We start from the raw sequence: 25,209 nt of genomic DNA, 5'->3' as shown, positions 1-25,209 counted from the left end.
ATGAGACATCAGCAAGTTGTCGCGCAGATCCGCGTGCTGATGCAGCACTCATTGGAAATAGAAGTAAGCGAACTGGCAGAGCTGGATAATCAGGCCGATCTGCTTGGTGCCCCTTTGTTTCTAGACTCTATTGATATGTTGCAGCTTATCGCGGATTGCGAGCGCCACTACTGCATCAAGCTTTATCCGCAGCGCCATACATTACGTAATTGCGTTGCCGATCTGGCCACTCTGATCATCTCACAACTGGGACAGACACAGGTAGCGCAGCAGCACTTGCACCGTTTTATGGCAAGCGATGGCAGCCATTATGACGAAGCCGAGCTGGTTGAGCTACTCAATCGGGTGCTCAGTTTCAGTCCTGAGTTGGCTCGTCAGAGTAAAACAGAGGAAGTGCAGGTTGCACAGCAAAATGCCATTGCGCTGATGCTAACGGTCTTCAGTTTGCTGCTCAGTGGCCGCACACCCGTGCTTGGCGGTAATGACGGACTGAGCTGGCAGCAATTGTCTGCCGGGATCGATAACGGTGAGCCGGCCACCCCACACTGCACAGGGTTAGATGCCAGTCTGATGCACCGGCTAGGTAGCGCCAGGGTGGGCTTTCTCACCTCGGGCAGTACCGGAAAGCCAAGTTTGTTTTTTAAATCATTACACAGTATGTGGTCCGAAGCTGAAGGGATTTGTCAGAGCCTGGATCTCTCTGGCTATGCGCTTATCAATGCGCTGATCAGTCCGCAACATATGTATGGGTTTATCTGGACCTGGTTGATACCGATACGATTAAACAAGCCAGTTTTCTATCAGGGCGCCCAATATGTCGATGCCACGCCCTGTGGCGAGATCAGCATGTTGAATATCCTGGTCCCCAGTGTCTGGGATTTACTGACCCATGAAAAACTGACTCCGGGCAGCGCGGTGATCAGCTCGGGTGCACCTTTCGGCGCACGGCGCGAAGCTGAATTTGCCACGTTACAGAAAACAATCCCCCAATTAGGTGGGATTGAAGTCCTTGGCAGTACCGAAACTGGTGGGATCGGTTTTCGAGCTATCGCCCAGGATAGTATCGCTACCTTCACTTTATTTTCCGAAGTCCGGCTGCGGCTGGATGACGAGGGTACGGCCATATTGCGCTCACCCTATCTGCTGAGCGACCACCCAGAGTTCGTCATGATGGATAAAATTGCCTTACTCAGCGATGGTCGCATACGTCACCTCGGACGCAAAGACAAAGTCTTTAAATACAAAGGAAAACGTTTGTCACTGGAAGAGGCAAAACAACGCTTACAGGTGTTTTTTGGTACGGCGCCATTAAAACTGTTTTTTGTCGAAGATGACAATGACAAACGCGGCGGACAGCTGCTGGCTTTTGTCGAAACCCAAAGCCAGCAGCACCCGTGCGAGCAGGCACTCAGGGACGCCTTTCGCGATTACCCTGTGCCTAATATCGCCCTGCTACCGTCTTTTCCGCTCAATCAAATGGGAAAAACGACCCTTAGCTCACTATTGGAAGTAACTCATGCAAAGCAATAACCATAATGACAACGCCATGGCGGTGATCACCGGCTATGGCCTGGAATCTGCCATTGGCAACAACCAAACCTTGTTTGCCAGCATGGCTGCCGGACATTCAGGCGTCAGGGCCCAGGCTGATTTTGCTCAGTTGCAGCTGGAAAGCCATCATGCTGCCCTGCTCAACGAGTTTAGGACCAACCATAAAGCACGCTCAGACCAGTTCGACTTTGCTACCCTGTTTGCCATTTCTGCGGTGGAACAAGCGTTGGCAGATGCCGGTTTAAGCCTCGAACAACTGGCCGATAAACGCGTTGCGCTGTGTTTTGGTAATGCCAATTCCGGTACCGACATTTTGCTTGAAGGGATGACGCAGCAAGACAACGAAAAAATCAAACAATACCCCGCTTACCGGCAGGCCGCCAATGTGCACAATCATTTCAACCTAAACGGTCCACTGTTTTGTTTTACCTCTGCGTGTACCGCCAGTAGCAGCGCCATCAGCTTTGGTCGCGAGTTACTGCGCGATAACAAGGCCGACATAGTGCTCGCGGGAGGCAGCGACTCGTTGGCCAGACTGGTGTATGCCGGTTTTCATTCACTGCGCTCAGTCTCTGCCGGCGTCTGTTCGCCCTATGGCGTGGATACCGGATTGAGCCTGGGAGAAGGCGCGGGGTTTGTGGTGATGGAAACGGCAGAAGCTGCACAGCAGCGCGCAGCAAACATACTTGCTCAGCTACGTGGCAGCGGTTCCAGCCTGGATGCCTATCATGCCACAGCACCAGAACCAGAAGGTCGGGGCGTATCTCGGTCACTCAGTATGGCGCTGGCGGATGCGGGCGTGTCGGGCACACAGATAGACTATGTGAATAGCCACGGCACCGGGACACCGGCTAATGACGGTGCCGAGCTACAGGGGATCCGCAGAGCCCTCAGTGGTGAACAGCCGATGACAGCCCAGGTGTCGAGTTCCAAATCCTATTTCGGCCATGCCCTGGGCGCCGCTGGTGCACTGGAGCTTATCTCTGTACTGGCCGCACAACGTCACGGTTGCCTGCCAGCGACCCTGGGCGTCAACGACGTGCGTGAAGATTGTCAGGGATATGCCCTGATCCGAGAGCGCCTGGCAGAGCGCCAGGTTGACTGGTTTGCCAGTACCAATTCGGCATTTGGCGGTCATAACACCAGCTTAGTGCTGGCCAGTGGAGGCGTTGCACATGCACCAAAGGCACCCGCATCACACCAGCGCGTTTTTATCGCGGCGCATACCCGAATCGATAGTCAGATCCGCACAGCTGCTGATAAAACAGCCACAAGCTCCGGGCTTGACGAGGCCGGTTTTAGTCTCAAGGCGCATTTCCCCACACTGTACCGACGCCGGATGAGCTGCTTGTCCCAGTATGCCATTGGCGCTGCCGAGTTTGCACTGGCGGCCAGTGGATTAGAGCGTGAAACTAACGACCCGACTCGCTGCGGCGGCTATTTCGCCACGGCACTGGGTTGCAGTGAAGTACAAGAGCGCAACTACGATGATCTGGCAAAGCTGGGCGCCAACAACATCAAGAGTACCCTGTTTACCGATACCGTGCTGAATGCCTCTTTGGGGAGTCTGGCGATTGCCCACACGATCCGGGGTACAGCGGCAAACTTCAGCGACTGTGGTAACGAGGGTTTACAAGCCTTGTGGCAGGCCTTTTACGACCTGCGCGCCGACCGAGTTGAGCGGGCACTGGTGGTGGCAGGCGAAGACAGCAGCAACAGCAGTAAACAGATCTGGCAAGCCCAGGCGGTGGAGGCAGCAGACACCCAACAAGCGAATGCCGCGGCACTGGTCATGGTCAATGAATCCGGGCTCACGGCAAACGCCCAACCGCTGGCCGAAGTGGTGGAGTGCTTTACCGTGTCCACAGCACAAGGGAAGCAACTGCCCGAAATGGTCAGCTTAGAGGAAGTGGACCATGTGGTCGTTGCAGCAACTCGCCAACATGAGCTACAGCATGTTCAGCACCTGCTCAGCGAATTATGCCCGCAAGCACAAAGCGTCACCCCGTTGGTCGACAACCATTTGTGCATTGCAAGTCAAGGTTTAAAGGCCCTGATCCAGGGGCTTGATGAGATGTCCAGTCAGACAAGCGAAGCACCATTGTGCCGTGTGCTGGTGGTGTCTGTTAATGCCGAGCAGATAATGCATGGCTGTGTGTTACATAGTGTCGCATCGGCACCAAGGAGTTAAGGATGGAACAGGTTATTGCCGTCAAAGATCTGAAAAAGGTCTATGACAGAACACAAAAAACGGCTGTTGCGGGCGTGTCCTTTGAGGTTGAACGCGGCCAGTGTTTTGGTTTTATCGGGCCCAACGGGGCAGGCAAATCCACCACACTGGAAATGTTACAGGGCCTGAAAAAGCCCTCAGCCGGGAGCATAGAATTATTTGGCATGCCTTGGCAGGGCAACGAGAAAAAACTTCGCCGTCGCATTGCCGGTGTGCTGCAGGAAAATGAGATGTATGCGCGCCTTAAGGTAGTGGAAGCGGTTAGATTGTTCGCCAGCTTTTACCCGGACTATCAGGCCATCGACGAGGTGCTGGAGCAGTTTAATCTTACGCCACAGCGCAACAACTGGCTGTGCGAGCTCAGTGGTGGACAACGTCAGCGGGTCTTTTTGGCGATGGCAGTGGTCGGCAAACCTGAGATCATCTTTCTCGATGAGCCCACCACCGGACTGGATCCCACCAGCCGCCAGGAATTCTGGGAGATCCTCAACAAACTCAAAGCCGATGGTGTCACCCTGATACTGACTTCTCATTATATGGATGAAGTGGAGTTTTTGTGCGATACCCTGGCGATCATCGACAAGGGCACCATTATCGAGTCGGGTTCACCTCAGGACATTATCCATCGCACTTTTGCCGAGCCGGTCATCAAAGAGCCGCGCAAGGCGACCCTGAACGACGTGTTTTTAAAATTAACCGGATTTGACCTTTCGGGAGGCATGGCATGAGCCACACAATCAGCCCTAAGCTTTACCCATTCTGGCAATTAATGCTCCTCAATGTCAGACCCTTTTTTCGCGAGCCGGCGGCCATGCTATGGACCTTTGCATTGCCGGTGTTGATTGCACTGTTAATGGTCAAAGCCTTTTCCGGCAGCGCCCAGTTGCAGGAAATCAATGTTGCAGTGACCTACAATGAGGCACCAGATAAGAGCTGGCGTGAGTTGATGCGAGACGACCTGCAGGTCAACCTGATCACGCTTAGTCAGGAGCAAACCGAACAGCTTCTGGCCTCTTTGGCCGATGCGCAACAGGAGATCCAACCTTCAGGTCCATTGCAAAACCTGCTGGCTCAGTATGACTCCTTGTTGATTTTAAATCAGGGACAAATCTATACCACAGGGGACTCTGATCAATTTAACGATAAGGCAATCAACTACCTGATGCAGCTGAAAAGCGGCTTATCGGGCAATCCCCTGAGTAGCCAGCAGCTCAGCATCGTCGGCTATCGCTATGTCGACTGGTTGATCCCCGGGATAATCGTGCTACAGATCCTTGGTTTGGCGCTGTTCTCCATCTCCAATGGCCTGGTCTCAGATCGCCAGCAGGGCTTTTTTAAACGCCTCAAGTTATCACCCTTTAAGAAATCGGATTACATTATGGGCGTGGTGCTGGCTCGACTGTTTTTACTGAGCTTCCAGCTATTATTATTGCTGGCCATTTTCTACTTTATGTTCGACTTTAAGCCGCCCGGCAACTGGGCCAATATCGCCGTTGTGCTGTTTTGTGGATCTGCCTGCCTGTGCCTGTTAGGAGTCTTGATCGGCGCCCGTAGCACCCGAGTCGAAGTCTCTACCGGCATCGCCAATATGCTGTATTTCCCGCTGATGTTCTTGTCTGGTATTTATTTCCAAACCAGTTATTTCCCGGACGTTTTTGAAGCCTTCGTGCAGTGGCTACCGTCCACCGCTTTTCTGGATGCCTTCCGTCTGGTAGCCAACGAAGCCGCTGGATTACAGCAGGTTGCACCACAACTTACGATACTGGCAGGCACCTCAGTGGTGTTGTTTATCGCTATCTATCTGAGTTTTGACTGGGGAGACAACGGATGAGCAACACTGAGCTTACAGATAACCTAAGCACTTTGAGTGAACGCTTGCCACACAGGGCGCCATTCAAATTTGCCGACCGCATTGTGCGTCTTGAGTCCGGTGAATATATCGAAGGGCACAAGTTTATTAGCCACAACGAACCAAGCTTGCAGGGCCACTTTCCCGACCAGCCCATCTTTCCCGGGGTGCTGATCATCGAGACAATGGCACAGATCAGTGGCCTGTGTTTTAGCGAGTACAGCGCGGGCATGTTGTCGAGCATCGACAAAGCCAAGTTTCTGCGTCCCGTCGTGCCTGGCGATATTCTGGTGATTAAGTCGCAATTATTGACTCGCCTGGAAGACATGGCGCTCTTTCAGGCCATCGCTTATGTCGGCGACGAGGAAGTCGCCCGGGCCAAGGTATCTATCCATTTCAGTCAGCCTGTGTCGTCGGAGGCCTGATATGGACCTGCAATTGCAAGATAAGGTGGTCCTGATCACAGGCACGTCCCGCGGGATCGGGCTGGCACTGGCGCAGGCTTTTCTGGCGCAGGGTGCCAGGGTCTTCGGGCTGTGCCGCAGTAAAGATGTGGCTGAGGAATTGGCGCAGCCAAACTATGTCCAATTCAGCGGTTCAGTGGACGACCCTGAGTTCGTCGAAGCAACGGTTGCCAGGATTATTGCCCAGCATCAGCGTATTGATGTACTGGTCAATAATGCCGGGATAACCCGGGATAACTTGTTGCAAACCATGAGCCGGGACGATTTTAACGCCGTGATGCGGGTGAATTTTGTCGGCGCATTTACTCTGTGCCAGGCCGTGCTGCCTCATATGCAGCGCGCAGGTCAGGGACGGATTGTTAACCTGGTATCGCTCAGCGGCGTGTCAGGACGTGAAGGCCAGGCAAACTATGCGGCCTCCAAAGGGGCCGTGATTGGCATGACCCGCATGTTGGCGCGACGTTATGGAGAATCAGGCATTTATTGCAATGCGCTGGCACCTGCACTGATTGCCACTGAGATGGCCGATGTCATGCCACAAAACAAGGCCAGGCCTGTACTTGCACATACCTCGCTCGGGCGGGTCGGACAAGTATCAGAAGTGGCCGATTGGGTGCTGTTTCTTGCCACACCGCGAGCTGGATATTGCAACGGCCAGGTGATCAAACTGGACGGAGGGTTTTTACTATGAGCAGAGTCATCTACGCGTTTGCCCACAGCGACTGGGACCGGGCACTGCTCGACTATTTGCAAGCTCAGGGCAAGTCACCCCTATTGCTCGCGCCGACAGCAGAGATAGTCGCGCGCTTTCCGGCTTTTGCAACGCTGACAATAGAAGCGCTGGCACAAGCCGATGAACCAGACGCGATGCTGTTTCAACAGCTCAGCGCACAAAGCAAAGACACTGGCCTGGTTGTACTGCATGCCATCGGCGGCATTGCGGATAGCGCCGCAACAGTCGATGCAACGGTCAGCCAGGCGCACATCGAAGCGGCGTTTCTGACCGCCAAGTATTGCTGTGGTGTGTTACGCGAATTTGAAGGCAGCCTGTGTTATCCGTTACTGTCGGACGCTTATGCTTATGTTCAGGATCAAGGTTACCAGCACGGCCACGACAGCATTACATGCTATGGCATAGATGCATTACAAAAAAGCCTGGCCAAAGAGTGGTGTGGCTATCCGGTACGGGTAAATAGCCTGGCATTGCCGCTGTGTGCCAGTGATGACACCGAGCGCAAGGCACTAAAGCGAGCCATGCGCAATTCGGTATACGGTGCTAAACCTGCGGTCATGCTGCGCGAGCAAGTGCTGGCCGAGATCTGGCGTCAGGCCAGTGATCCGGGCTGGCAAAACGGCCAGACCCTGGCGTTGCGTCCGGCGATGGATATTAAGCTATGACCCATGCTGTGAAACCGATCACCTTGTTTTGCTTTCACCATGCTGGTGGATCGGGGCGCTATTTTCGGACCTGGTCGCAGTTGTTGCCCGCTCACTGGCGCGTGGTTTGTCCCGACTTGCCCGGTCGCGGCGACAAACTGGCGACGGCAAGCTGTCGTGACTGGTCAGAACTGACAGCGCAGCTACTGAGTGAACTAGGCCAATGCCAGACTCCGTTTGCTTTTTTCGGACACAGTCTGGGGGCCAGAGTCGCTTTTGAACTGGCTCTGGCACTTCAAAAGTCGGGCCAACCTTTGCCACTGTGGCTGGGCGTGTCCGCCTGCCGGGCACCCTCACTGCCCAGCCGAACCCAGGTCCACACACTGGCGGATGAGCCGCTGGCCGAGCAGCTGCAGCGTTTGCAACAGTTCCCAGCCCAGAGACTCACGCACCCTGAAGTCAGGCAACGTCTGCTGGCGCAGGTACGCGACGACTTTTATCTCGCCGAATGTGCACCACTGCGCAAGCCCAGTCCGCTCGCTTGTGCCCTCAGTGTCTTTAGCGCCACTGATGATGAAATCGTGAACACGACAGAGCTGCCCCCCTGGCAGGACTTTTCTCACTTTTCCCTGTGCAGCCACCAATATCCGGGGCGGCACTTTTACCTTGAAGAGCACAGCGCCGAGGTATGTGCGCAAATCGACCACGATGTTTCCGCGGTCATTGCACAGACGAGCCAGCGCCTTAATCAAGACACTTTGCAAGGAGTTAATCATGGAGTTTAAGCAAGGTAACGACAATCAGGCAGTCAACTCTGCCCGGGTTGTTGTCTGTGGTGCCAGCTCAGAGCTGGGCCAGGATATTTGTCAGCGGTTGAGCAACAACGGCTACAGCCTGCTGTTATTGGGGCGCAACCTGGCACTACTGGAACAGATCCGCGGCACCTTACCCGGCGAACACCAGGTCGCGCAGGTTGACCTCAACGAACCAGATAGCCTGACCGAGCACATCATTGCCAACGCCACGGCCCATGGCCCTTTTCAGGGCGCGGTGCAATGCGCCGGCGTGCATCAGATGACGCCATTGCGTTCCACCTGCTACGCCGACTTTGAGCGCATGTTTCGCATCAATACCGGCGGTGCCCTGGCATTGCTACAGGCTTTTACTCGTAAAAAAGTACGCGCAGCCGGTGCCCCGACTTCTGTGGTGTTGCTGTCTTCGGTGAGCCAGTCTCAGGCAGAGCCAGCCGTGTCTGGCTACGCCGCGAGTAAAGCGGCGATGGCAGCGCTGTGTCGTAGTGCCGCGCTGGAACTGGCAAAAGATCAAGTGCTGGTCAATTGCATCGCCGCCGGGATGATTAAAACTCCGCTCAATAACGGTTATGCCGAAGTCGCCGCAGAGGCCATCAGTGCAATCGAGAACAAACACCCGCTCGGCTTTGGCCAACCCGGGGATATCAGCGATGCAGTGCTGTACTTGTTACAGCAAAACCGCTGGAGCACCGGCAGTACCTTGTATGTTGACGGCGGCTTCAGCTGCCGTGCCTGAGCGGCATTATCCAAGCTTTATCCGGCCCCCGGGATTGTCCCGGGCGTGCCTTTGCAGTGTTTAAAATAACGAATAAAATAACAGGAAGTCCCAGTGAATACGCGTAATCAACAAACCAACCTGGTTATCGAGCTCTCACCTAGACAAGTTCATTTACTCCAAGATCAACAGCTGCATCCGCTTAGTCCTGTGTATAACGTGTACACGGGCTTTTTGGTTAAGGGCCTGACAAGCCAGCAATTGCAAGAGGCCGGACGCCAGCTGCTATTGCGCCACCCGCTCCTCAATTGTCGCTGGCAGGCAGGCAGCGACAACCTGGTGACCTGCACAGACTCTCATGAGCCTGACGAACTATTCACCTACGATCCCGAGTTGAGTGAAGACCTGCGCGGCTGGTGCCGGGCGCAAGTGGCAACCGCCATCAGCCTGGAGGACAAACTGTACGACTGCCGGATCAAAGCCTGTGAAGCCGGATATCTGGTGCTGTTCAAGCTTCATCATGTGATCTGTGATCAATGGTCCTTGCAGGTCTTGGTGAATGACTTCCTCGCGTCTTTGGAATCCTTGCTGGAGCATAAAGATGCGACCTTAGAGCCGCTTGATTATACCTCGGTCAGTGAACAAAGCACCGATGATGAGCCCTTATACCAGCCTGATCACGCCCTCGACTTTAGCGATACCGGACTGCAACAGGCACAAAATAAGTTCAGCGGATTAGGTGAGTTCGGCACCCTCAACGATGAGTACACGCGACTGGCGGAATTGGCTGGCGAATATGGGGTAAGTCGCTTCTCAGTGCTACTGGCATGCTGGTTCCTGGCGTTATATCGCCACAGCGGTCAGACAGATCTGACTATCAGTATTCCGGTAGCAAGGCGCAGCCGTAAAAACCGCTACCATCTGGGCCATTTTGTCGACCTGCAACCTGTCAGTATCACTGCCATCGACAGCCTCAGTATTCAGGAGCTGCTGGGTAAGCTTGAGCAACAGACCATGACCGCATTACGCTCAGCGGCGGCCGATCCGCAACGCCACAAACATAATGTGATCTGTAACTACCTGCCACAGCTCAAGATCCGTGGCTTTCGCGCGGGTCTGATGGGACTATTATCGGGCGTACAATCCACTCCATTAAGCCTCGCAAACGGCCAGGCGCAGTGTCACGGACTGTGCTTGAGTGACGCGCAAGACAGTGCCATTGCTCAGGTTGATCTGGAACTGACTTTATTTGAAGTGAATGATGCACTGCACACTAAGCTGATTGGCCGGGCGAATTATTTCGATCAGCAGGAGCTGGCCCATCTGGCCGAATTGTTTAGCTGCGCCCTGACAACACTGACCCCAACCCAGCCGCAAGCCATTGCGAACCTTTTAACATCTGACAGGGGGTTTGTCTCTTTACCCGAACAGCCACACACGCACATTTTGCAACACCTCCACCAGCTGGCACAGCAGCAAGGGACGTTATGCGCAGCTGAAGATGAGCACACTGCACTGAGCTACGCTGAATTGATGCAGGCACTGGAACGGCGCGCCGCCCAGCTCAGCGAACAAGGTGTCAGCAAGGGCATGCAGGTTGCCGTCTGTCTCGACAAATCTCTCGACAGTCTGGTCACGATTTTAGCCCTGTGGCGCCTGGAGGCCGTGTCCTTACATTGCGACATTGCCTGGCCGAAAGAACGACTGCTGGCATGCCTGGATCAGCCAGGATTGAGCTTGCTGCTACTCAGCCAGGAAACCAATATGGATATGCCTTGTCGCACTTTGGTGCCCGCACAACTGAGCCCACCGCAACAGGCACTGACCACATCAATAGAGGAACTCAATGCCACAGCTGCGGCCTATGTGATCTTCACTTCGGGCACCTCAGGTAAACCCAAAGGCGTACTGGTCAGCCATGCCGGACTGATGCCGCTGGCCCGCGCCCAGCAAACATTATTCAACGTCTCCCCTGACGACAGAGTATTGCAGTTTGCTTCTTTATCCTTTGATGCCGCTATTTCGGAAATCGTGGTAACACTGGCCGCCGGTGCAACCCTGGTCATGGCCAAACAAGCCGACACCTTCTCTCATCAGACGCTGCTAGCACTGCTCAACGATCAGGCTATTACTTCAGTGACTTTGCCGCCGAGCCTGATCCAGCTACTACAGCCCGATCAGGTTCCGCAGCTGAAAACCTTGATCAGCGCAGGTGAAGCCTGTCCGAAAAAACTGCTCCAACTGTGGCCTCAGCATCTGAGATTTGTGAATGCCTACGGCCCGACCGAATGTACCGTATGCGTGTCGGCCAAAGTCATCACCTCGGAGCAGCTGGCAAAGCCCGAAGCGTTACACAGCAACAATATTGGTCAGCCCATCGCGGGGATGCAGGTGCAGATCCTCACGCCTCAGGGCAGACAAGTACCCGATATGTGTTGGGGCGAGCTGTGTGTCAGCTCAGTGGGTCTGGCACTGGGGTATATTGGCCAGCCCGAAGCCACAGCCAACGCCTTTATTGAACAACCGGGTGAACCTGCCCTGCGCTACTACAAAACGGGTGACAAAGCACGCTTGCTGCCCAACGGTGAGCTGGAAATTGCCGGTCGTATTGATCATCAGGTTAAAGTACGTGGCTTTCGCATTGAACCCGAGGAAATCGCCCAGCACCTCACGCTCCATCCTCAGGTCAGGCAGTCGTGTATTCTGGCGCTGCAACAGTCCGGGAAAACTTACCTGCATGCCTGTTATGTGGCAGAGCCCGATTGCGAAATAAGCGCACAAACACTGCAATCTTATCTGGCTGAGCGACTCCCCTATTACATGGTGCCGACCCGCTGGAGCGAGCGAGAAGTATTGCCACTCAATGTCAGCGGCAAAATTGATAAGCAACGCCTGAGCGAATCCGTAGAGGCTGAGGTGTCTCAGCCACAGATTGCCGACAGAGCAGGAAGCGAGCAAGAGCATACCATACAGGCAATCTGGCAGGCACTGCTGGGTCACCCCGTCGCACTTGATACCAATTTGTTTGAGCTCGGAGTTGACTCGCTGCAACTGAGCCAGGCGCATCGTCAGGCTTGTCAGGCACTCAATAGTGTGGCCGGCATTAAAGACTTTTATCAGGCCACCAGCATAGCTCAGCAAACCGCGCTGCTCCTGGCACAACCCGGCCAGCCGGAAACCAGCAGCTGGTCTGCGCCCACCAATGACACCCAGCGCTTTGCCCGGCCGTCACTCAGTGCCGAGCGCTTATGGTTTGTCGAGCAACACGAGGGCGCACAAGCCCGCTATAATATTCCCATTGCATTGCGCATTCAGGGCGCACTGGACAGCGAGAAACTCACCGCCTGTCTGAACCAGGTTGCGGCTCGTCATGAGATCTTGCATACCGCTTTTCGCATAGAAGAGGGTGTGTTAACTACCCACCTGGTTACTCCACCAAAACTGCAAGTCGAGCATTTGTGCGTAACTGAGTACGACGATGAGGCCCAACGACTGAAAGCTGCCGCTGATGTGTATCAGTCGCAATTACTGACGACCTGCTTCGATCTGTCTCAGCCACCACTATTACGCTGTGCGCTTATTGAGTTGGGCAACGAGGATCATGTGCTGGCGCTGGTGTTTCACCATATCGTTGCAGATGCCAGCTCTGGCGCCTTATTTTTACGCGAACTCACCGAGCTGTGGCAGCAACCTGATCTGCAAACAACACACTGGCCGCAGGCAGGTCGTTACAGCGACTATGCCAGAATGCAGCACGCATGGCTGCAAAGTCCGGCCTGTGCAAGACAGCAAACCTTCTGGCACGACTACTTAAATGAAGCACAGGCACTGGCGTTCCCCGTCGCGGGAGTGATAGATGCTGACGATAAGGCGGGCACAGTGCGCCGCGAAATCCCAACCCCGCTGAGCACAGCCATGAAACAACTGGCAGTGCGCTTACAGGTGTCTGAGAACATGCTGTATCTGGCCAGTTTTCAGGTACTTTTATGGCATTACAGCCGCCAGTCACGGTTTGTCATTGGCCTGCCTGCGTCGGAGCGCAAAGAAGCACAACAATATACGCTTGGTTTTTTCATTAATACCTTGCCGCTGCTGGCCGAAGTTGACCCGCAGCAAAGCTTCACTGCGCTGGCCGGGCAGGTAAAAGAGCACTGTCTGAGTGTACTGGAGCACGCCGATCTGCCCTATCATCATATCCTGCAAAGCAGCGAAGGCGCAGCGACCGGCGCTAAACGCGACCTGGTGCAGGTATTGTTTTCCTGGGTGCAGGCTCAGCCTGACATTCAGCTGCCCGGACTCGATATGGCACCGTTTGCTGTGGATGCTCAGCAAGCGAAATTCCCGCTGACTATGAATGTACTGGCCAGCAATGACCGGGTTGAACTGTGCTTTGAGTACGCACTTAAAGCGATGGATTCAGTCTATGCCGACGACTTTATCGATAACTGGCTCACTCTGTGCGAAGATCTGGTAAAGGACAGCAGCAAGCGCGTAGGCAAACTAAACTGCTTATCTGCACAAAAGCGCACCGAGATCCTGTGCGAGCGCAATAACACAGAAGTGGCGCTGCCAAAGACCAAGAATATTTATAGTTACTTTCGTGAGCAGGTGCAGCTTCACGGTGAGCGCACCGCCTTAAGCTGCGACAAGCAAAGTCTGGATTATGACTCACTACAGCAGCAAGCAGAGCAGGTAGCACATCAGCTGCACCAGCAAGGCATAGTCGCAGGCGATAAAGTCGCGCTGTGCTATCAGCAGGGCAGCGAGGGACTCATCGCAATTTTGGCCACAGTACGCTTAGGTGCCGTGTATGTACCCGTTTCTGTGGATTATCCTCTGTCACGTATCAAACACCTGCTAAAGGCCAGTGACGCAAAAGTGTTACTGAGTGATGTGAATGAAGTGCTGGACGCTGAACTTGCCTGTCCGTGCCTGAATTTGAATGAGACCACAGCACCCAAAGACGTTACTTTGCATGAGTGTGACCGCACCTTAGCGGATCCGCTGTGTATTTTGTTTACCTCTGGGTCAACCGGTTTGCCAAAAGCAGTGCCAGTCTCTCATGGTGCCATACTGCGTACGGTTTGTAACAACAACTACACCGACCTGAGCTGTCAGTCGGTGATCTCGCAAATAGCGAATATCTCCTTTGATGCCGCCCTGTTTGAACTCTGGGGTGCCTGGCTGCACGGTGGTGAACTGACCGTGGTGCCACGCGAAGCGGCAATGGCGCCGGATACGCTGCGCCAGTACATCGGTGCACGCGGGATCAGCCATATGTTCCTGACGACGGCCTTGTTCCATGAATTGGCACGTCAATGCCCAGAGGTATTTGAGGGTCTGCAAACCCTGCTCACCGGAGGCCAGGCTGGTGACCTCAAACTGATGCACACAGTGCTGGATGCCTGTCATCAACCACTACAGATAGTGAATGGCTACGGACCCACGGAATCAACCTTCTATGTCAGCAGCTATTGCCCGGCCAATCATGGCGACTTTACGGCAACCCGTTATCACACCGCTCATGCACCTCTGGGTAAAGCACTGCATAACACACGCTTGTACGTACTGGATGAGCAATTACAGGCCGTGGCTGACGGCAGCTGGGGCCAGCTGTATATTGCCGGTATGGGACTAACCTCAGGCTACCTCGACAGTGCACAACTCAATGCCGAGAAGTTTACTGAACTGACGCTGCCAGAAGTGGGCACTGAACGTCTGTACGCCAGTGGCGATCGGGTGCGTTACCTGCCAGACGGCAATCTGGAATTTGGCGGCAGACTGGACAACCAGCTCAAGATCCGTGGATTCCGGGTCGAGCCGGCAGAAGTTGAGGCCTGTTTGCGTAATTGCCCGAACGTAGCCAATGCTGCGGTACGCGCGTTTAATGACCGTCAGGGCGAATTGTATCTGGCGGCTTATCTGGTTGCCGAACCCGACACTGACATCGACCTGTCACAGATCACCGCAGAGCTGGCAGGTGAACTCCCGGCCTATGCACAACCCGGGGTATATGAATGCCTTTCAGAGCTGCCGCTGACCGCCAATGGTAAGCTCGACTATCGGGCGCTGACAGAACCGCAAGTAAAGGCAAGCGACGATTCTGTTCTGCTTGACGAACGTCCGTTTGATGATTGGGAAAACATCGTAGTCTCTCACTGGCAGCAGCTACTGGGCGTGCCACAGGCCGACCGCAATAGCGACTTCTGTGCACTCGGCGGTCAGTCCATCCTGGCTATGCGTTTATTGCATCAAATTAATCAGGCACTCGAACTTTCGGTCCCGGTTGCAACCTTGTTTGCCAACCCTAAACTGGGTGACTTTTTAATCGCCATTGCCTCAGAGGCCACACAGCAAAGCAGCCAGGCGCTGTCAGTCCATTTTGATCCGCAAGACTGCTATCCACTCAGTTATGCGCAGGAAAGACTGTGGGTTATCAACCAACTGCAAAGCCAGGATCCAGGCTATAACATCCCCTTTGCTTTAGAAATCCACGGCAGCTTCGATAAAACTGCCTTCAGCGCCGCATTGAGCGATTTGGTCGTGCGTCACTGTAGCCTGCGTACTGTGTTTAAACGCCTGGCAGGTCGGCCGGTGCAGCAGGTGTTAAGCCCCTTTACAGTCGCCATTGAAGAGCAGGACTGCCGCACACACAGTGACGATGAGCTCACCCTGACACTGCGTCACCTGGCACGGACACCGTTTGATCTGAGCCAGCTTCCGCTGTTTCGGGTTACCCTGCTAAATTGTGCCGAAGAGCGTCAGATACTGTTGTTTAACTTTCACCATATTATTGCCGACGGCTGGTCGGTACGGATATTACAACAGGAACTGGCCGAGCTATATGAAAGCCATTGCGGGGCGACCCAGGCAACGTTAGCCACTTTACCTCTGCAGGTAAAAGATCTTGCCTACTGGGAGCGCCATGACAGCAACCAAAACGCGGTGAATGACGCCGTATCATACTGGCAAACTTTACTCGGCAGCGAGCCTAAGCACTCTGTATTGCCCTACGACTATGAAGAGAGCGGCGAGAATCGCAATCAGGGAGAAATCTTCCGACTGAGCTTGGATAGCAAGCTCAGTGAGGCAATCCACACCTGCTGTAAGCAATACAGCACCACGCCTTATCAGTTCGGCCTGGCTGCCATGGCCTTGTTACTGGGGCGCTACAACAACAGTGACAAAGTCATTATTGGCACGCCGTTCGCAAACCGTCAGGTACCACAAAGCCAGTCGCAGATAGGTTTTTTCGTCAACATGTTGCCCTTCGTAGTTGACCTGGATGAGGCAGACAACACCGCGCAACTGCTGGCACAGATCAGTCAGCGCTTTACATCTGCCATACAATACCAGCACGCCCCCTTTGACCGTATTGTCGATGCGCTGGGCGTTGAGCGTGTCGAGGGCGAAACCCCCTTAGTGCGAGTGGTATTCGACAGCCAGATGCACGGCATTGAAACCAATACCGAGCAACAGGGCAGCGTGTTCAGAGCATTACCGCTGGACATGCATAGCGCTAAGTTTGACGCCACCTTTACCCTGGTTGAAGATGAGCAGGGACTGGGGCTGGCCATTGAATACAACACACAACGCTTTGAGCGCGGCACCATAGCGCGCTTTGGCGCCAATCTGCAAGGCGTCATGACTCAACTGTTGGAGCATAACGCACTGGCCGAGGTATCTGTGGTGGCGCCACAGGAGCAGGCGCAGATTGCCCGGTTCAGTGCAGCGCAAACCCAATATCCGGTGACCGACTTGGCGACTGCTTTTGAACAGACAGCGGCGCGTTTTGGTGACCGCATTGCCGTCAATTATGAGGGCGAAGCATTGAGCTATCGCGAACTCAACCTGCGTGCTGAGCAAGTGTCTGCGTCTTTACTGGCATTGAATATTTCTGCCGGAGACTTTGTGGCCATTAACGTCGAGCGTTCACTGGATTTAATCGCCTCCATCATCGCAGTGCTTAAATTAGGTGCGGCCTATATCCCGCTCGATACCCATGTACCGCAAGACAGGATCGCCACCATACTGGAGGACGTCAGTGTTGCCGCCTTTATTGTCGATCAGACACCCAGCGAGATAGTCGCCGCCAGTGGCGCGCCCTGGCTGGCACTGAGTGAACTGCAAAAAGGTGAAGCCGCTGACTATGATCGGGCAGAAATACTGGCGCGGCGTGACTCCGAACGACCCTGTTATGTGATCTTTACTTCTGGCTCAACCGGACGCCCCAAAGGCGTGGTGGTCAATCATAGGAACGTGGTGCGCCTGCTCAAGTCCAATGAACAGAATTATCACTTCAGCGAGCAGGACGTATTCAGCCTGTTCCACTCCTACGGATTTGATGTATCGGTCTGGGAAATGTGGGGAGCGCTGTTATATGGCGGCCGCATTGCCCTGGTGCCACAATGGGTGTGTCGTGCACCAGAGCAGTTTGACCGCTTTATTCACGATCAGCAGGTCACCATATTAAGCCAGACACCCACGGCATTTCTGGCGCTGATGCGCGCGCACCTGAGTCATAATCAGTTCCGGTATGACGCACTGCGCTATGTGATTTTTGCCGGTGAAAAGCTGGATATCATGCAGCTGCGACCGTGGTTTGAGCGCTACCCCGAGCGACAGCACCGCCTGATCAATATGTATGGCATCACAGAAACCACGGTGCATAACACTTACCGGGAGATCACAGCCGCAGACTTAACCTCAGGCGTGGGCAATGTGATCGGTCGTCAATTCGATGACCTGTCTATCTGGGTACTGAACGAACAAGGTGAACCACAACCGCTGGGCGTATACGGTGAAATGTTTGTTGGTGGTGACGGCGTTACGCTGGGCTATTTACACCGGCCAGAACTTAACGCGGAGCGCTTTGTGACAAAACAGCTGGATGGGCGCGAGCAACGCCTTTACCGCAGTGGCGACGTTGCCAAATGGCACCCCAGTGGCGAGCTAGTCTATCGCGGACGTAAAGACAATCAGGTGAAGATCCGGGGTTTTCGTATCGAGCTGGGTGAGATTGAGGCGGCGTTTTCCGCTTTGCCACTGGTCGAAGCCTGTGAAGCTATGGTATGGCAACGAGATGAAGGCGACCCCTGCATTGTTGCCTGCCTGAAAATGGCAGCTACCGCCGATGCCAATATCGACGAAGCGGCTTTCAAGGCTAAGGTACAGGGCCGTTTACCTGCTTATATGATCCCAGCGTATTTGCATGCGGTGAATGACTTCCCGCTCACCAGTAACGGCAAAGCCGACAAAAAAGCCCTGCTACAACAGTTGCAGGACAAACTGGCGCGTCCGGCACCGAATACCATGGCGGTTCACCATAGCAAAGCAGTACCTGATGCCTTCAGTCCGCTGAGAACCATCTGGGCCAGAGTGCTAAAGCGCAACGACTTCAGTGACACAGACAACTTCTTCACACTCGGTGGTGATTCAATCTCGGCGCTGGAAGTGGTTGCCGCAGCTGCCAAACAGGGCATTAAACTCACTGCCAAACAATTTATGAGCAACCCAACGCTGGCGGCTCTGGCGCCATTAAGCGATAAGCTTGTCACCAGCCACAACCACGCGGTACAAAATTACGGGCAGGTGCCGCTGACGCCAATCCAGCAGTGGTTTTTTGCCCAGCAATTTACCACCCCCGCTGGCTGGGACCAAAGCGCCATCTTTGCGCTGGATTTGAGTATCGGGCAAAGCGAGTTGAATGCCGCGGTGGCCAGACTGGCTGAGGTTTACGACCTGTTCCATACCCGCTTTAGTGAGCAACAGGGTCAGCAAATGCAATGGCTGTATGACAAGCAGCAAAACCACGCGCCGCTCTATCAGGTAATTGATGCTGAGCTACACTGGCAGGATGAAGAAACCCGGACTCAGGTATTGCATGAATTTGCTAATCAGGTGCACCAAATGGTCGACCCCTGGCAAGGTTGCAACCTGGTCTTTGCCCGAATCTGCGCAACGCACAATGAACAACCGCAGCAATACCTGCTGGTGGCGTGTCACCACTTATTAATTGACGGTGTTTCATGGCGTCTGCTGATGAAAGATCTGGCAGATGCACTGGCAAACCCAGACACCAAACTAACCGCTCCACAATCCGGTTACCGGCAGTGGGCTGAGCACCTGGTTGAGCAGGCTCAAAAGCCGGAAGTCGTCAGTGAAGTCACCACCTACTGGTTGTCACCCAAATGGCACATCAGCGGGGTCGATGACGCCTTGCAAAGCGACTATGAAGAGAACCTGTATGGTGATGCCACCACCGTGAAACACACCCTGAGCTGCGCGGCAACTCAGGCATTGCATAATGCATGTCAGCGCATGCGGTGTACACTGGAGGAATACCTGATTGCCCGGCTGTATCAGTCACTGACCGGGCTGTTGGACACAGACGCTCTGGTTCTGGACTTAGAAAGCCATGGCCGCCACAGTTATGACGAGCAGCTGGATGTTTCGGCCACAGCAGGTTGGTTTACCAGCATTTATCCGGTTCTGCTTCAGGGTAAAGCGCAGCAAACGGATCTGATCGGCTGTATCAAAGAACAGCTCCGCGCCGTGCCTGAGCAGGGGTTAAGCTATAATCTGGCGCGCTACTTAAGTTTTGATTCGGCCCTGCGCGAGCAATTAAGTGCGCTGCCAAAGGCCTGGCTAAGCTTTAATTTCCTCGGTGATTTTAGCGCCGAGGATACGCCAGACGCGCTGCTGAGTGCACCGTTACATCACCTGCCGCTGGGTGACAACGCGGCACCGGAAAATAACCGTCCTTATTTACTGGAAGTGATTTTCTGGCTCGATCAGGGACAGCTGCACAGCCGCTTAATCGTTAACCCGGATTTGCTGGCGGGTCCTTTGAATACACTGGCAAATACTCTGTGGCAGACTTTAGAAGCGCCGCAAAGCAGCGATGACGCACACCTGTGGCCGAGCGACTTCTCTGCCAACCGGCTCAACCAGGAAGCCATGGGTGAACTGACACAGGCCCTGACCGAGCAGCAACTGACACTGAATAACGTCGCCGATGTTTATCCGCTGACACCAGTACAGCAAGGTATTGCGTTTGATACTCTGGCTGATCCGGGCAAGGGTGTGTACATTTGCCAGCTTTACTGGACCTTTACCGAGACGCTGGATGAGGAAGCCTTTATTGGTGCGTGGCAAACTCTGATAGACCACAACCCGATTTTGCGTACCAGCTTCCACTTTTTATCCTCAGGCGAGCACGCTCAGGTGGTCCATACGCAGATGGCCCCGCCGCTAGAGCACCTCGATCTCACCGGCTCAGTGCAACAGGCTGAACAAATAGATCAGGCACTCACGAACAGCCGCTACCAGGAATTCAACCTGGCACAGCCAGGGCAATTTCGCCTGCAACTTATCCGCCTCAGCGAGCAACGCACCCTGTTTTGCTGGACCTATCACCATATCATCCTCGATGGCTGGTCTCAGGCCAACCTGTTGCAACAGCTGTCTGCGGCATTAAAGCCGGGCACCCAAATGCGCTCCCTGACGCCTTATCGCGAGTATGTTGATTTGGTTGCCGGACGAGATCAACAGGCTCAGCAGCAGTTCTGGCAAACCTATTTAGCAGCCTTGCCTGAGCAGCGTAAATTATTGCTGGCGCCACCTACACCAGATGAAACGCAGAGTTTCGATATGCTGAGCGAGACGCTGAGCGATGAGCAGTTTACCAGGCTGCGTGAGCATGCAGAGCAACAAGGCACCACATTAAACAACCTGGTACAGGCTGCCTGGGCACTGACTCTCAGCGCAGTATGTCATAGCAATCAGGTGGTCTTTGGGGTAACGGTTTCTGGCCGCCCCACCGACATGACCGGCGTGTTGGATATGACAGGCTTGTTTATCAATACCCTGCCTATGATAGTGGACTGTCAGCCTCGACAAACGGGTAGCGAGCTGGTTCAGCAGATCAGCGACTGTCAAAGCGCCCTGATGAGCTGGCAATTCAGCTCTGCTCAGGAGATCAAGAAATGGGCACAGATTGACGCCGAAGACGACCTGTACGAGAGCATACTGGTGTTTGAAAACTACCCGGTTGACGAAGACATGATGCGTGGTGACGGTCTGGCTATTTGTGATTTACACGCAAGAGAAAATACCGCCTTTGGCCTGACCCTGAGCGTTTGCCCGGGCGATACGCTCAGCCTGAACCTGGGTTATAAAACCGCCAGGTACAACCGTGCAGGGATCCAGACATTGCTCGACAGCCTGTGTGCCAACCTGAACCGACTGACTGAAGACGCACACCAGCCGCTGCAACTGTCTGAAACGGCATTGATCTGTGCTGCCCCCATGCACGCTGCGCAAAACACCACCTTGCTGGATGAGTTCAGCAAGCAGGTTGCGCTCAGAGCACAGGCAACGGCCCTGACCGATGGCACACAGGACGTCAGCTTTGCTGAGCTGGAAGCCAATGCAAAAGCGCTGGCACACGGCCTGATTGCACAGGGTTGCTGCCCGGGCGATGCCGTAGTTCTGGCGCTGCCACGTTCGGTGGACTTAATACGCGCACTGCTGGCCATCTGGTATGCCGGTGGTGTCTATGTGCCTGTAGACCCGGGTTTTCCGGCGGAACGTATCGAGTACATCGCCAATAAGGTCAAGGCTAAGGTCCTGATCTGTGAGGAATCCTTACTGGACAGCTGCCAGGTACTCAGCGTGCCACAGTGCTGCATCGACACGCCTGCGGCCCTTGCCAGCACAATTCACCCGGCGTGCGAGTTACCCGGACCCAGTGCGCTGGCCTATGTGCTCTTTACTTCGGGGTCAACGGGTCAGCCTAAAGGGGTTGAGATCACCCACAGGGCGCTGGCTGAGCATATTCGCTGGCATGTCAGTGAATTTGACTTGCAGCCTCAGGATAGCTGTTTGTTGATCACACCTGTGGTGTTCGACGCCTCAATCAATGCCCTGTTGCCCTTTATGGCCTGTGGCAGCAGTTTGTATCTGGCCCCGGCCGACGTGCACAATGAACCGGACCGACTCATAGCCCTGCTCAGAGATAACCATATCAGTCAGTTGCACCTGGTCCCCAGTATGCTGGACATTTTGTTGCAACAGCCCGAGTTTGCCACCCTGGATAGCCTGAGGTATGTCAAAGCCGGCGGTGAAGCCCTCAAGGCGTCAACCGTCACGGCATTTTATCAAGCTCTGCCCGGCAGCGAGCTAATTAACCTGTATGGCCCGACCGAATGTTGTGTCGACAGTCTGTTCTGGCGCGCGCCGCGAACCTTTGGCCCTGAACAGGCAGTCAAAATAGGTAACCCGGCCGGTCCAATCGCCGCCGTGGTGGTCAATCATAACCTTAACCCTGTTCCCGATGGCGTGACTGGCGAGCTGCTGCTCAGCGGGCTCAAACTGGCACAGGGCTATTGCAACGACAGCGAGTTAACCCGCCGCGCCTTTGTTACCCTGAACGGCCAACGCTACTATCGCAGTGGTGATTTGGTCTGGCGGGATCAACAGGGCGAATACCTTTATGCAGGACGCCGCGACCATCAGGTGAAGCTGAACGGGGTGCGTCTGGAGCCTGAAGAGATTGAAAACCAGCTGGCAACTCTGGCTGGCGTAAAAGAGCTGTGTGTGGCAGTCAAACCACTGGCCACACAAAACAACAAGCCAGTGCTGGTCGCCTATTGGGTGGCGCGCGAAGACACAAATGATGATCTGCAAAGCGCACTCAGAGCCCATGCAGAGGCCCATTTACCGCAAACCCACAGACCTGGCGTATATCAGCAGCTCACGGCGCTGCCGCGTTTGCCAAGTCTTAAGGTAGACCGTAAGAAGCTGCCCGAGCTCAACCTGATAAAAACAGGTCAAGCACAGCGCGTCGCACCGCAAAGTGAGGCAGAACACGCACTGGTAGTGGCACTGGCCGAGTTACTGAGTCTGGAAACAACGCAAATTTCGCTTACCGATAACTACTTCTCTTTGGGTGGCGATTCACTGATTGCCATTCAGCTTGGTGCCCGTCTGAAACGCGACGGCTGGCGCCTGCAGGTGAAGGATCTGCTCGCGCAGCAAACCCTGAGCCAGGTGGCGGCCTGCTGCACGGCGCTCACCGGCTGTGAACAGGCGCCGGTTGAAGCCCGCCTGTCTGGCCCGCTGGTGCCTATTCAGGCACGTTTCTTCGAGCAAGAATTTGCCGAGCAACACCACTGGAATCAGGCTTTTGCCTTCACTTTGCTACAGCCTCAGTCACCAGACTTTATCACTGAGGTAGTTACACAGCTGGACAAGCACCATGAGATCTTCCGCTTACGCTTTGACCGTCAGGAAGGACAATGGCAACAAAGGATAGACCAGACAGGCACAGGTCTGGTGCTTGAGTATCATGATTTAAGCCAGCATGACGACAGCCCGATGGCAGAGCAGCTTCAGCTCATAGCCGGAGATGCTCAGGCCAGCCTGGATCTGCAACTGGGGCCGATCAGCAAGGTCTTATTATTCGATTGTGGACAGCACCGACCTCAAAAGCTGGTGTTTATTATGCACCACCTGGCGATTGATATGATGGGCTGGCGCGCCATTTTTGAGGACCTGTATCAGCTAATTGAAAGTGCCGAGCCACAAACCGAGACATTGCTGCCCACGACCTTGTCGTACATTGAGTGGGGTCATCACCTGGCAGAACATGCAGATGTGTACCGAGATGAGCTGAGCTATTGGCGCAACCTGCCCTTCGACAAAGTGCCGGCCCTGCCTCAGGACTTTGCTGTGCAGGACAACACCGAAGCGTGTGCCGAAGTGGTCTCAGTTGCGCTGGATGAAACCCGCACCGACACGTTATTGCGGACCATTCCACAGGCGTTTTCAACCCAGATCAATGCACTGTTACTGACTGCTCTTCATCGGGTAATGGCCCAGTGGCATGGCGCCGATCACCTTGCCGTCAGCCTTGAAGGTCACGGACGGGATGAGCTGCCCGGCGTTGACAGTGTCGACATTAGCCGCACTCTGGGTTGGTTTACTAAAATCTACCCTGTGGTATTGCAGCTTGACCAGCACGCGGACTTGGTGAGCGGCCTGCAAAGCATTCAGTCGCAGCTGGACGCAGTGCCGAACAAAGGGATGGGCTACGGGGTACTGAAATACGCCAGTGATCAGGCTGAGCAGCTACAACACTTGCCTAAGCCGCAGATAGAGTTTAACTATCTCGGTCAGTTTGTCAGTCAGGGCAATGCATCGCCCAAGATGGTGATTAGCGATGACGCCATCGGACCGCTACACAGCCCGAAAGCCCATCGCTCTGCCTTACTGGGGATCGACTGTTTTGTGAACCAGGGACAGATCAGCTTCCACTGGTCTTTCAGTCATGCCATTCACCGTCGGGAGACCATTGAAGGGCTGGCACACGCTTATGTCAAAGTATTGCATGAGCTATGTCAGCTGGCAGAAGCTGAACTAACCTAAACTCTACATCAGCAATACGCGACATAAAAAACAGGGCGCCCGTTAAGTGGCGCCCTTTTTAATTCATGCCAAGAGCACAACCAGAATCGGAAACTTAACCATCGCGATATAAGCTCTGCACAGAGCCAGGCTAGGCAGTGACTCCCTCAGACGAGCACGGCTGTGCCGCCTGGAGAAACAGCTGAAACCTGGCCAATTGACTACCAGATCTTAACGCGTTCGCTTTGTGGCCGGAAAAGCTTATCGCCTTCTTTCACAGCAAATGCCTACGGTTTGGCCCCGTGTGTACGGGGAACACTCAGCCCGCCCATGAGCGTTAGGTTTTGGGGGCGGTTTAGCCCCGTGCATACGGGGAATACTCGTATAGCCAGCCCGGAAAATGTTTCTTTGTCGGTTCAGCCCCGTGCGTACGGGGAACGCTCGCTGTTTAATACCGTGTTTACGCCCAGGAACGGTTCAGCCCCGTGCATACGGGGAACGCGAACCAACACCGGTATTGAGCCAACGAGAGATCGGTTCAGCCCCGTGCGTACGGGGAATACGGATGCACTCACAGAGGCGCTGTCACAGGTTGCGGTTCAGCCCCGTGCGTACGGGGAATACGAAGTGCTATGGTTGATTTGAGTTCGTTTTGAACGGTTCAGCCCCGTGCGTACGGGGAACGCTTTACAGCCTGTTTGACCATCGAATGTGCATCCGGTTCAGCCCCGTGTGTACGGGGAACAGATGCGACAACGCTGGCCCAGCTCCCGTGCGTGCGGTTCAGCCCCGTGTGTACGGGG

At 54.5% G+C, this 25,209-nt stretch carries 10 protein-coding genes and 1 CRISPR repeat array (1 of these 11 running past the window's edge); all 10 genes read left to right on the top strand.

What is annotated here, in order from left to right; all coding sequences use genetic code 11:
• The 10 genes from CWB99_RS05560 (at window position 1) to CWB99_RS05515 (ending at window position 24,427) form a co-directional block, all read left to right on the top strand.
• On the top strand, window positions 1–1,530 hold the full coding sequence (locus CWB99_RS05560) for a hypothetical protein (RefSeq protein ID WP_138550971.1): 1,530 nt from the start codon (window positions 1–3) through the stop codon (window positions 1,528–1,530).
• Window positions 1,517–3,742: a beta-ketoacyl-[acyl-carrier-protein] synthase family protein gene (locus tag CWB99_RS05555; RefSeq protein ID WP_138550970.1), complete on the top strand. Its 2,226-nt coding sequence runs from the start codon at window positions 1,517–1,519 to the stop codon at window positions 3,740–3,742. Before CWB99_RS05560 ends, CWB99_RS05555 begins: the two co-directional genes overlap by 14 nt.
• A 2-nt stretch (window positions 3,743–3,744) precedes the next feature.
• Entirely contained in the window at window positions 3,745–4,509 is a 765-nt protein-coding gene (locus tag CWB99_RS05550) for an ABC transporter ATP-binding protein (RefSeq protein WP_054013675.1), read from the top strand.
• Window positions 4,506–5,612 (top strand): ABC transporter permease, encoded by a 1,107-nt coding sequence (locus CWB99_RS05545; RefSeq protein WP_138550969.1) that lies wholly within the window; start codon window positions 4,506–4,508, stop codon window positions 5,610–5,612. The genes CWB99_RS05550 and CWB99_RS05545 overlap by 4 nt, the downstream gene beginning before the upstream one ends.
• Window positions 5,609–6,055 carry a 3-hydroxyacyl-ACP dehydratase FabZ gene (fabZ, locus tag CWB99_RS05540; RefSeq protein ID WP_138550968.1) on the top strand — a complete coding sequence of 149 codons (447 nt, stop codon included), beginning with the start codon at window positions 5,609–5,611 and terminating at the stop codon, window positions 6,053–6,055. The genes CWB99_RS05545 and fabZ overlap by 4 nt, the downstream gene beginning before the upstream one ends.
• Window position 6,056: 1 nt before the next feature.
• Complete coding sequence (locus tag CWB99_RS05535) at window positions 6,057–6,785, top strand: SDR family NAD(P)-dependent oxidoreductase (RefSeq protein WP_138550967.1); 729 nt, start codon at window positions 6,057–6,059, stop codon at window positions 6,783–6,785.
• Window positions 6,782–7,492, top strand: a complete 711-nt coding sequence (locus CWB99_RS05530; RefSeq protein WP_138550966.1) for a hypothetical protein — start codon at window positions 6,782–6,784, stop codon at window positions 7,490–7,492. The genes CWB99_RS05535 and CWB99_RS05530 overlap by 4 nt, the downstream gene beginning before the upstream one ends.
• Window positions 7,489–8,256, top strand: a complete 768-nt coding sequence (locus CWB99_RS05525) for a thioesterase II family protein (RefSeq protein WP_138550965.1) — start codon at window positions 7,489–7,491, stop codon at window positions 8,254–8,256. Before CWB99_RS05530 ends, CWB99_RS05525 begins: the two co-directional genes overlap by 4 nt.
• Window positions 8,246–9,019 carry an SDR family NAD(P)-dependent oxidoreductase gene (locus CWB99_RS05520; RefSeq protein ID WP_171045269.1) on the top strand — a complete coding sequence of 258 codons (774 nt, stop codon included), beginning with the start codon at window positions 8,246–8,248 and terminating at the stop codon, window positions 9,017–9,019. Before CWB99_RS05525 ends, CWB99_RS05520 begins: the two co-directional genes overlap by 11 nt.
• Window positions 9,020–9,112: 93 nt before the next feature.
• Window positions 9,113–24,427, top strand: a complete 15,315-nt coding sequence (locus tag CWB99_RS05515; RefSeq protein WP_138550963.1) for a non-ribosomal peptide synthetase — start codon at window positions 9,113–9,115, stop codon at window positions 24,425–24,427.
• A 269-nt stretch (window positions 24,428–24,696) separates the two neighbouring features.
• A CRISPR array of direct repeats spans window positions 24,697–25,209; the repeat unit is 29 nt; it runs 983 nt beyond the window's last position.

Origin of the sequence: Pseudoalteromonas rubra (assembly GCF_005887095.1) — a bacterium.
Classification (GTDB): domain Bacteria; phylum Pseudomonadota; class Gammaproteobacteria; order Enterobacterales; family Alteromonadaceae; genus Pseudoalteromonas; species Pseudoalteromonas rubra_E.
This window is presented reverse-complemented; position numbering and strand designations above follow the sequence as displayed.

Excerpts from the sequence above, each read along its gene's own strand:
- CWB99_RS05550 (WP_054013675.1), top strand. The coding sequence starts at position 3,745 with ATGGAACAGGTTATTGCCGTCAAAGATCTGAAAAAGGTCTATGACAGA.
- fabZ (WP_138550968.1), top strand. The coding sequence starts at position 5,609 with ATGAGCAACACTGAGCTTACAGATAACCTAAGCACTTTGAGTGAACGC.
- CWB99_RS05555 (WP_138550970.1), top strand. The coding sequence starts at position 1,517 with ATGCAAAGCAATAACCATAATGACAACGCCATGGCGGTGATCACCGGC.
- CWB99_RS05530 (WP_138550966.1), top strand. The coding sequence starts at position 6,782 with ATGAGCAGAGTCATCTACGCGTTTGCCCACAGCGACTGGGACCGGGCA.
- CWB99_RS05520 (WP_171045269.1), top strand. The coding sequence starts at position 8,246 with ATGGAGTTTAAGCAAGGTAACGACAATCAGGCAGTCAACTCTGCCCGG.
- CWB99_RS05545 (WP_138550969.1), top strand. The coding sequence starts at position 4,506 with ATGAGCCACACAATCAGCCCTAAGCTTTACCCATTCTGGCAATTAATG.
- CWB99_RS05560 (WP_138550971.1), top strand. The coding sequence starts at position 1 with ATGAGACATCAGCAAGTTGTCGCGCAGATCCGCGTGCTGATGCAGCAC.
- CWB99_RS05525 (WP_138550965.1), top strand. The coding sequence starts at position 7,489 with ATGACCCATGCTGTGAAACCGATCACCTTGTTTTGCTTTCACCATGCT.
- CWB99_RS05535 (WP_138550967.1), top strand. The coding sequence starts at position 6,057 with ATGGACCTGCAATTGCAAGATAAGGTGGTCCTGATCACAGGCACGTCC.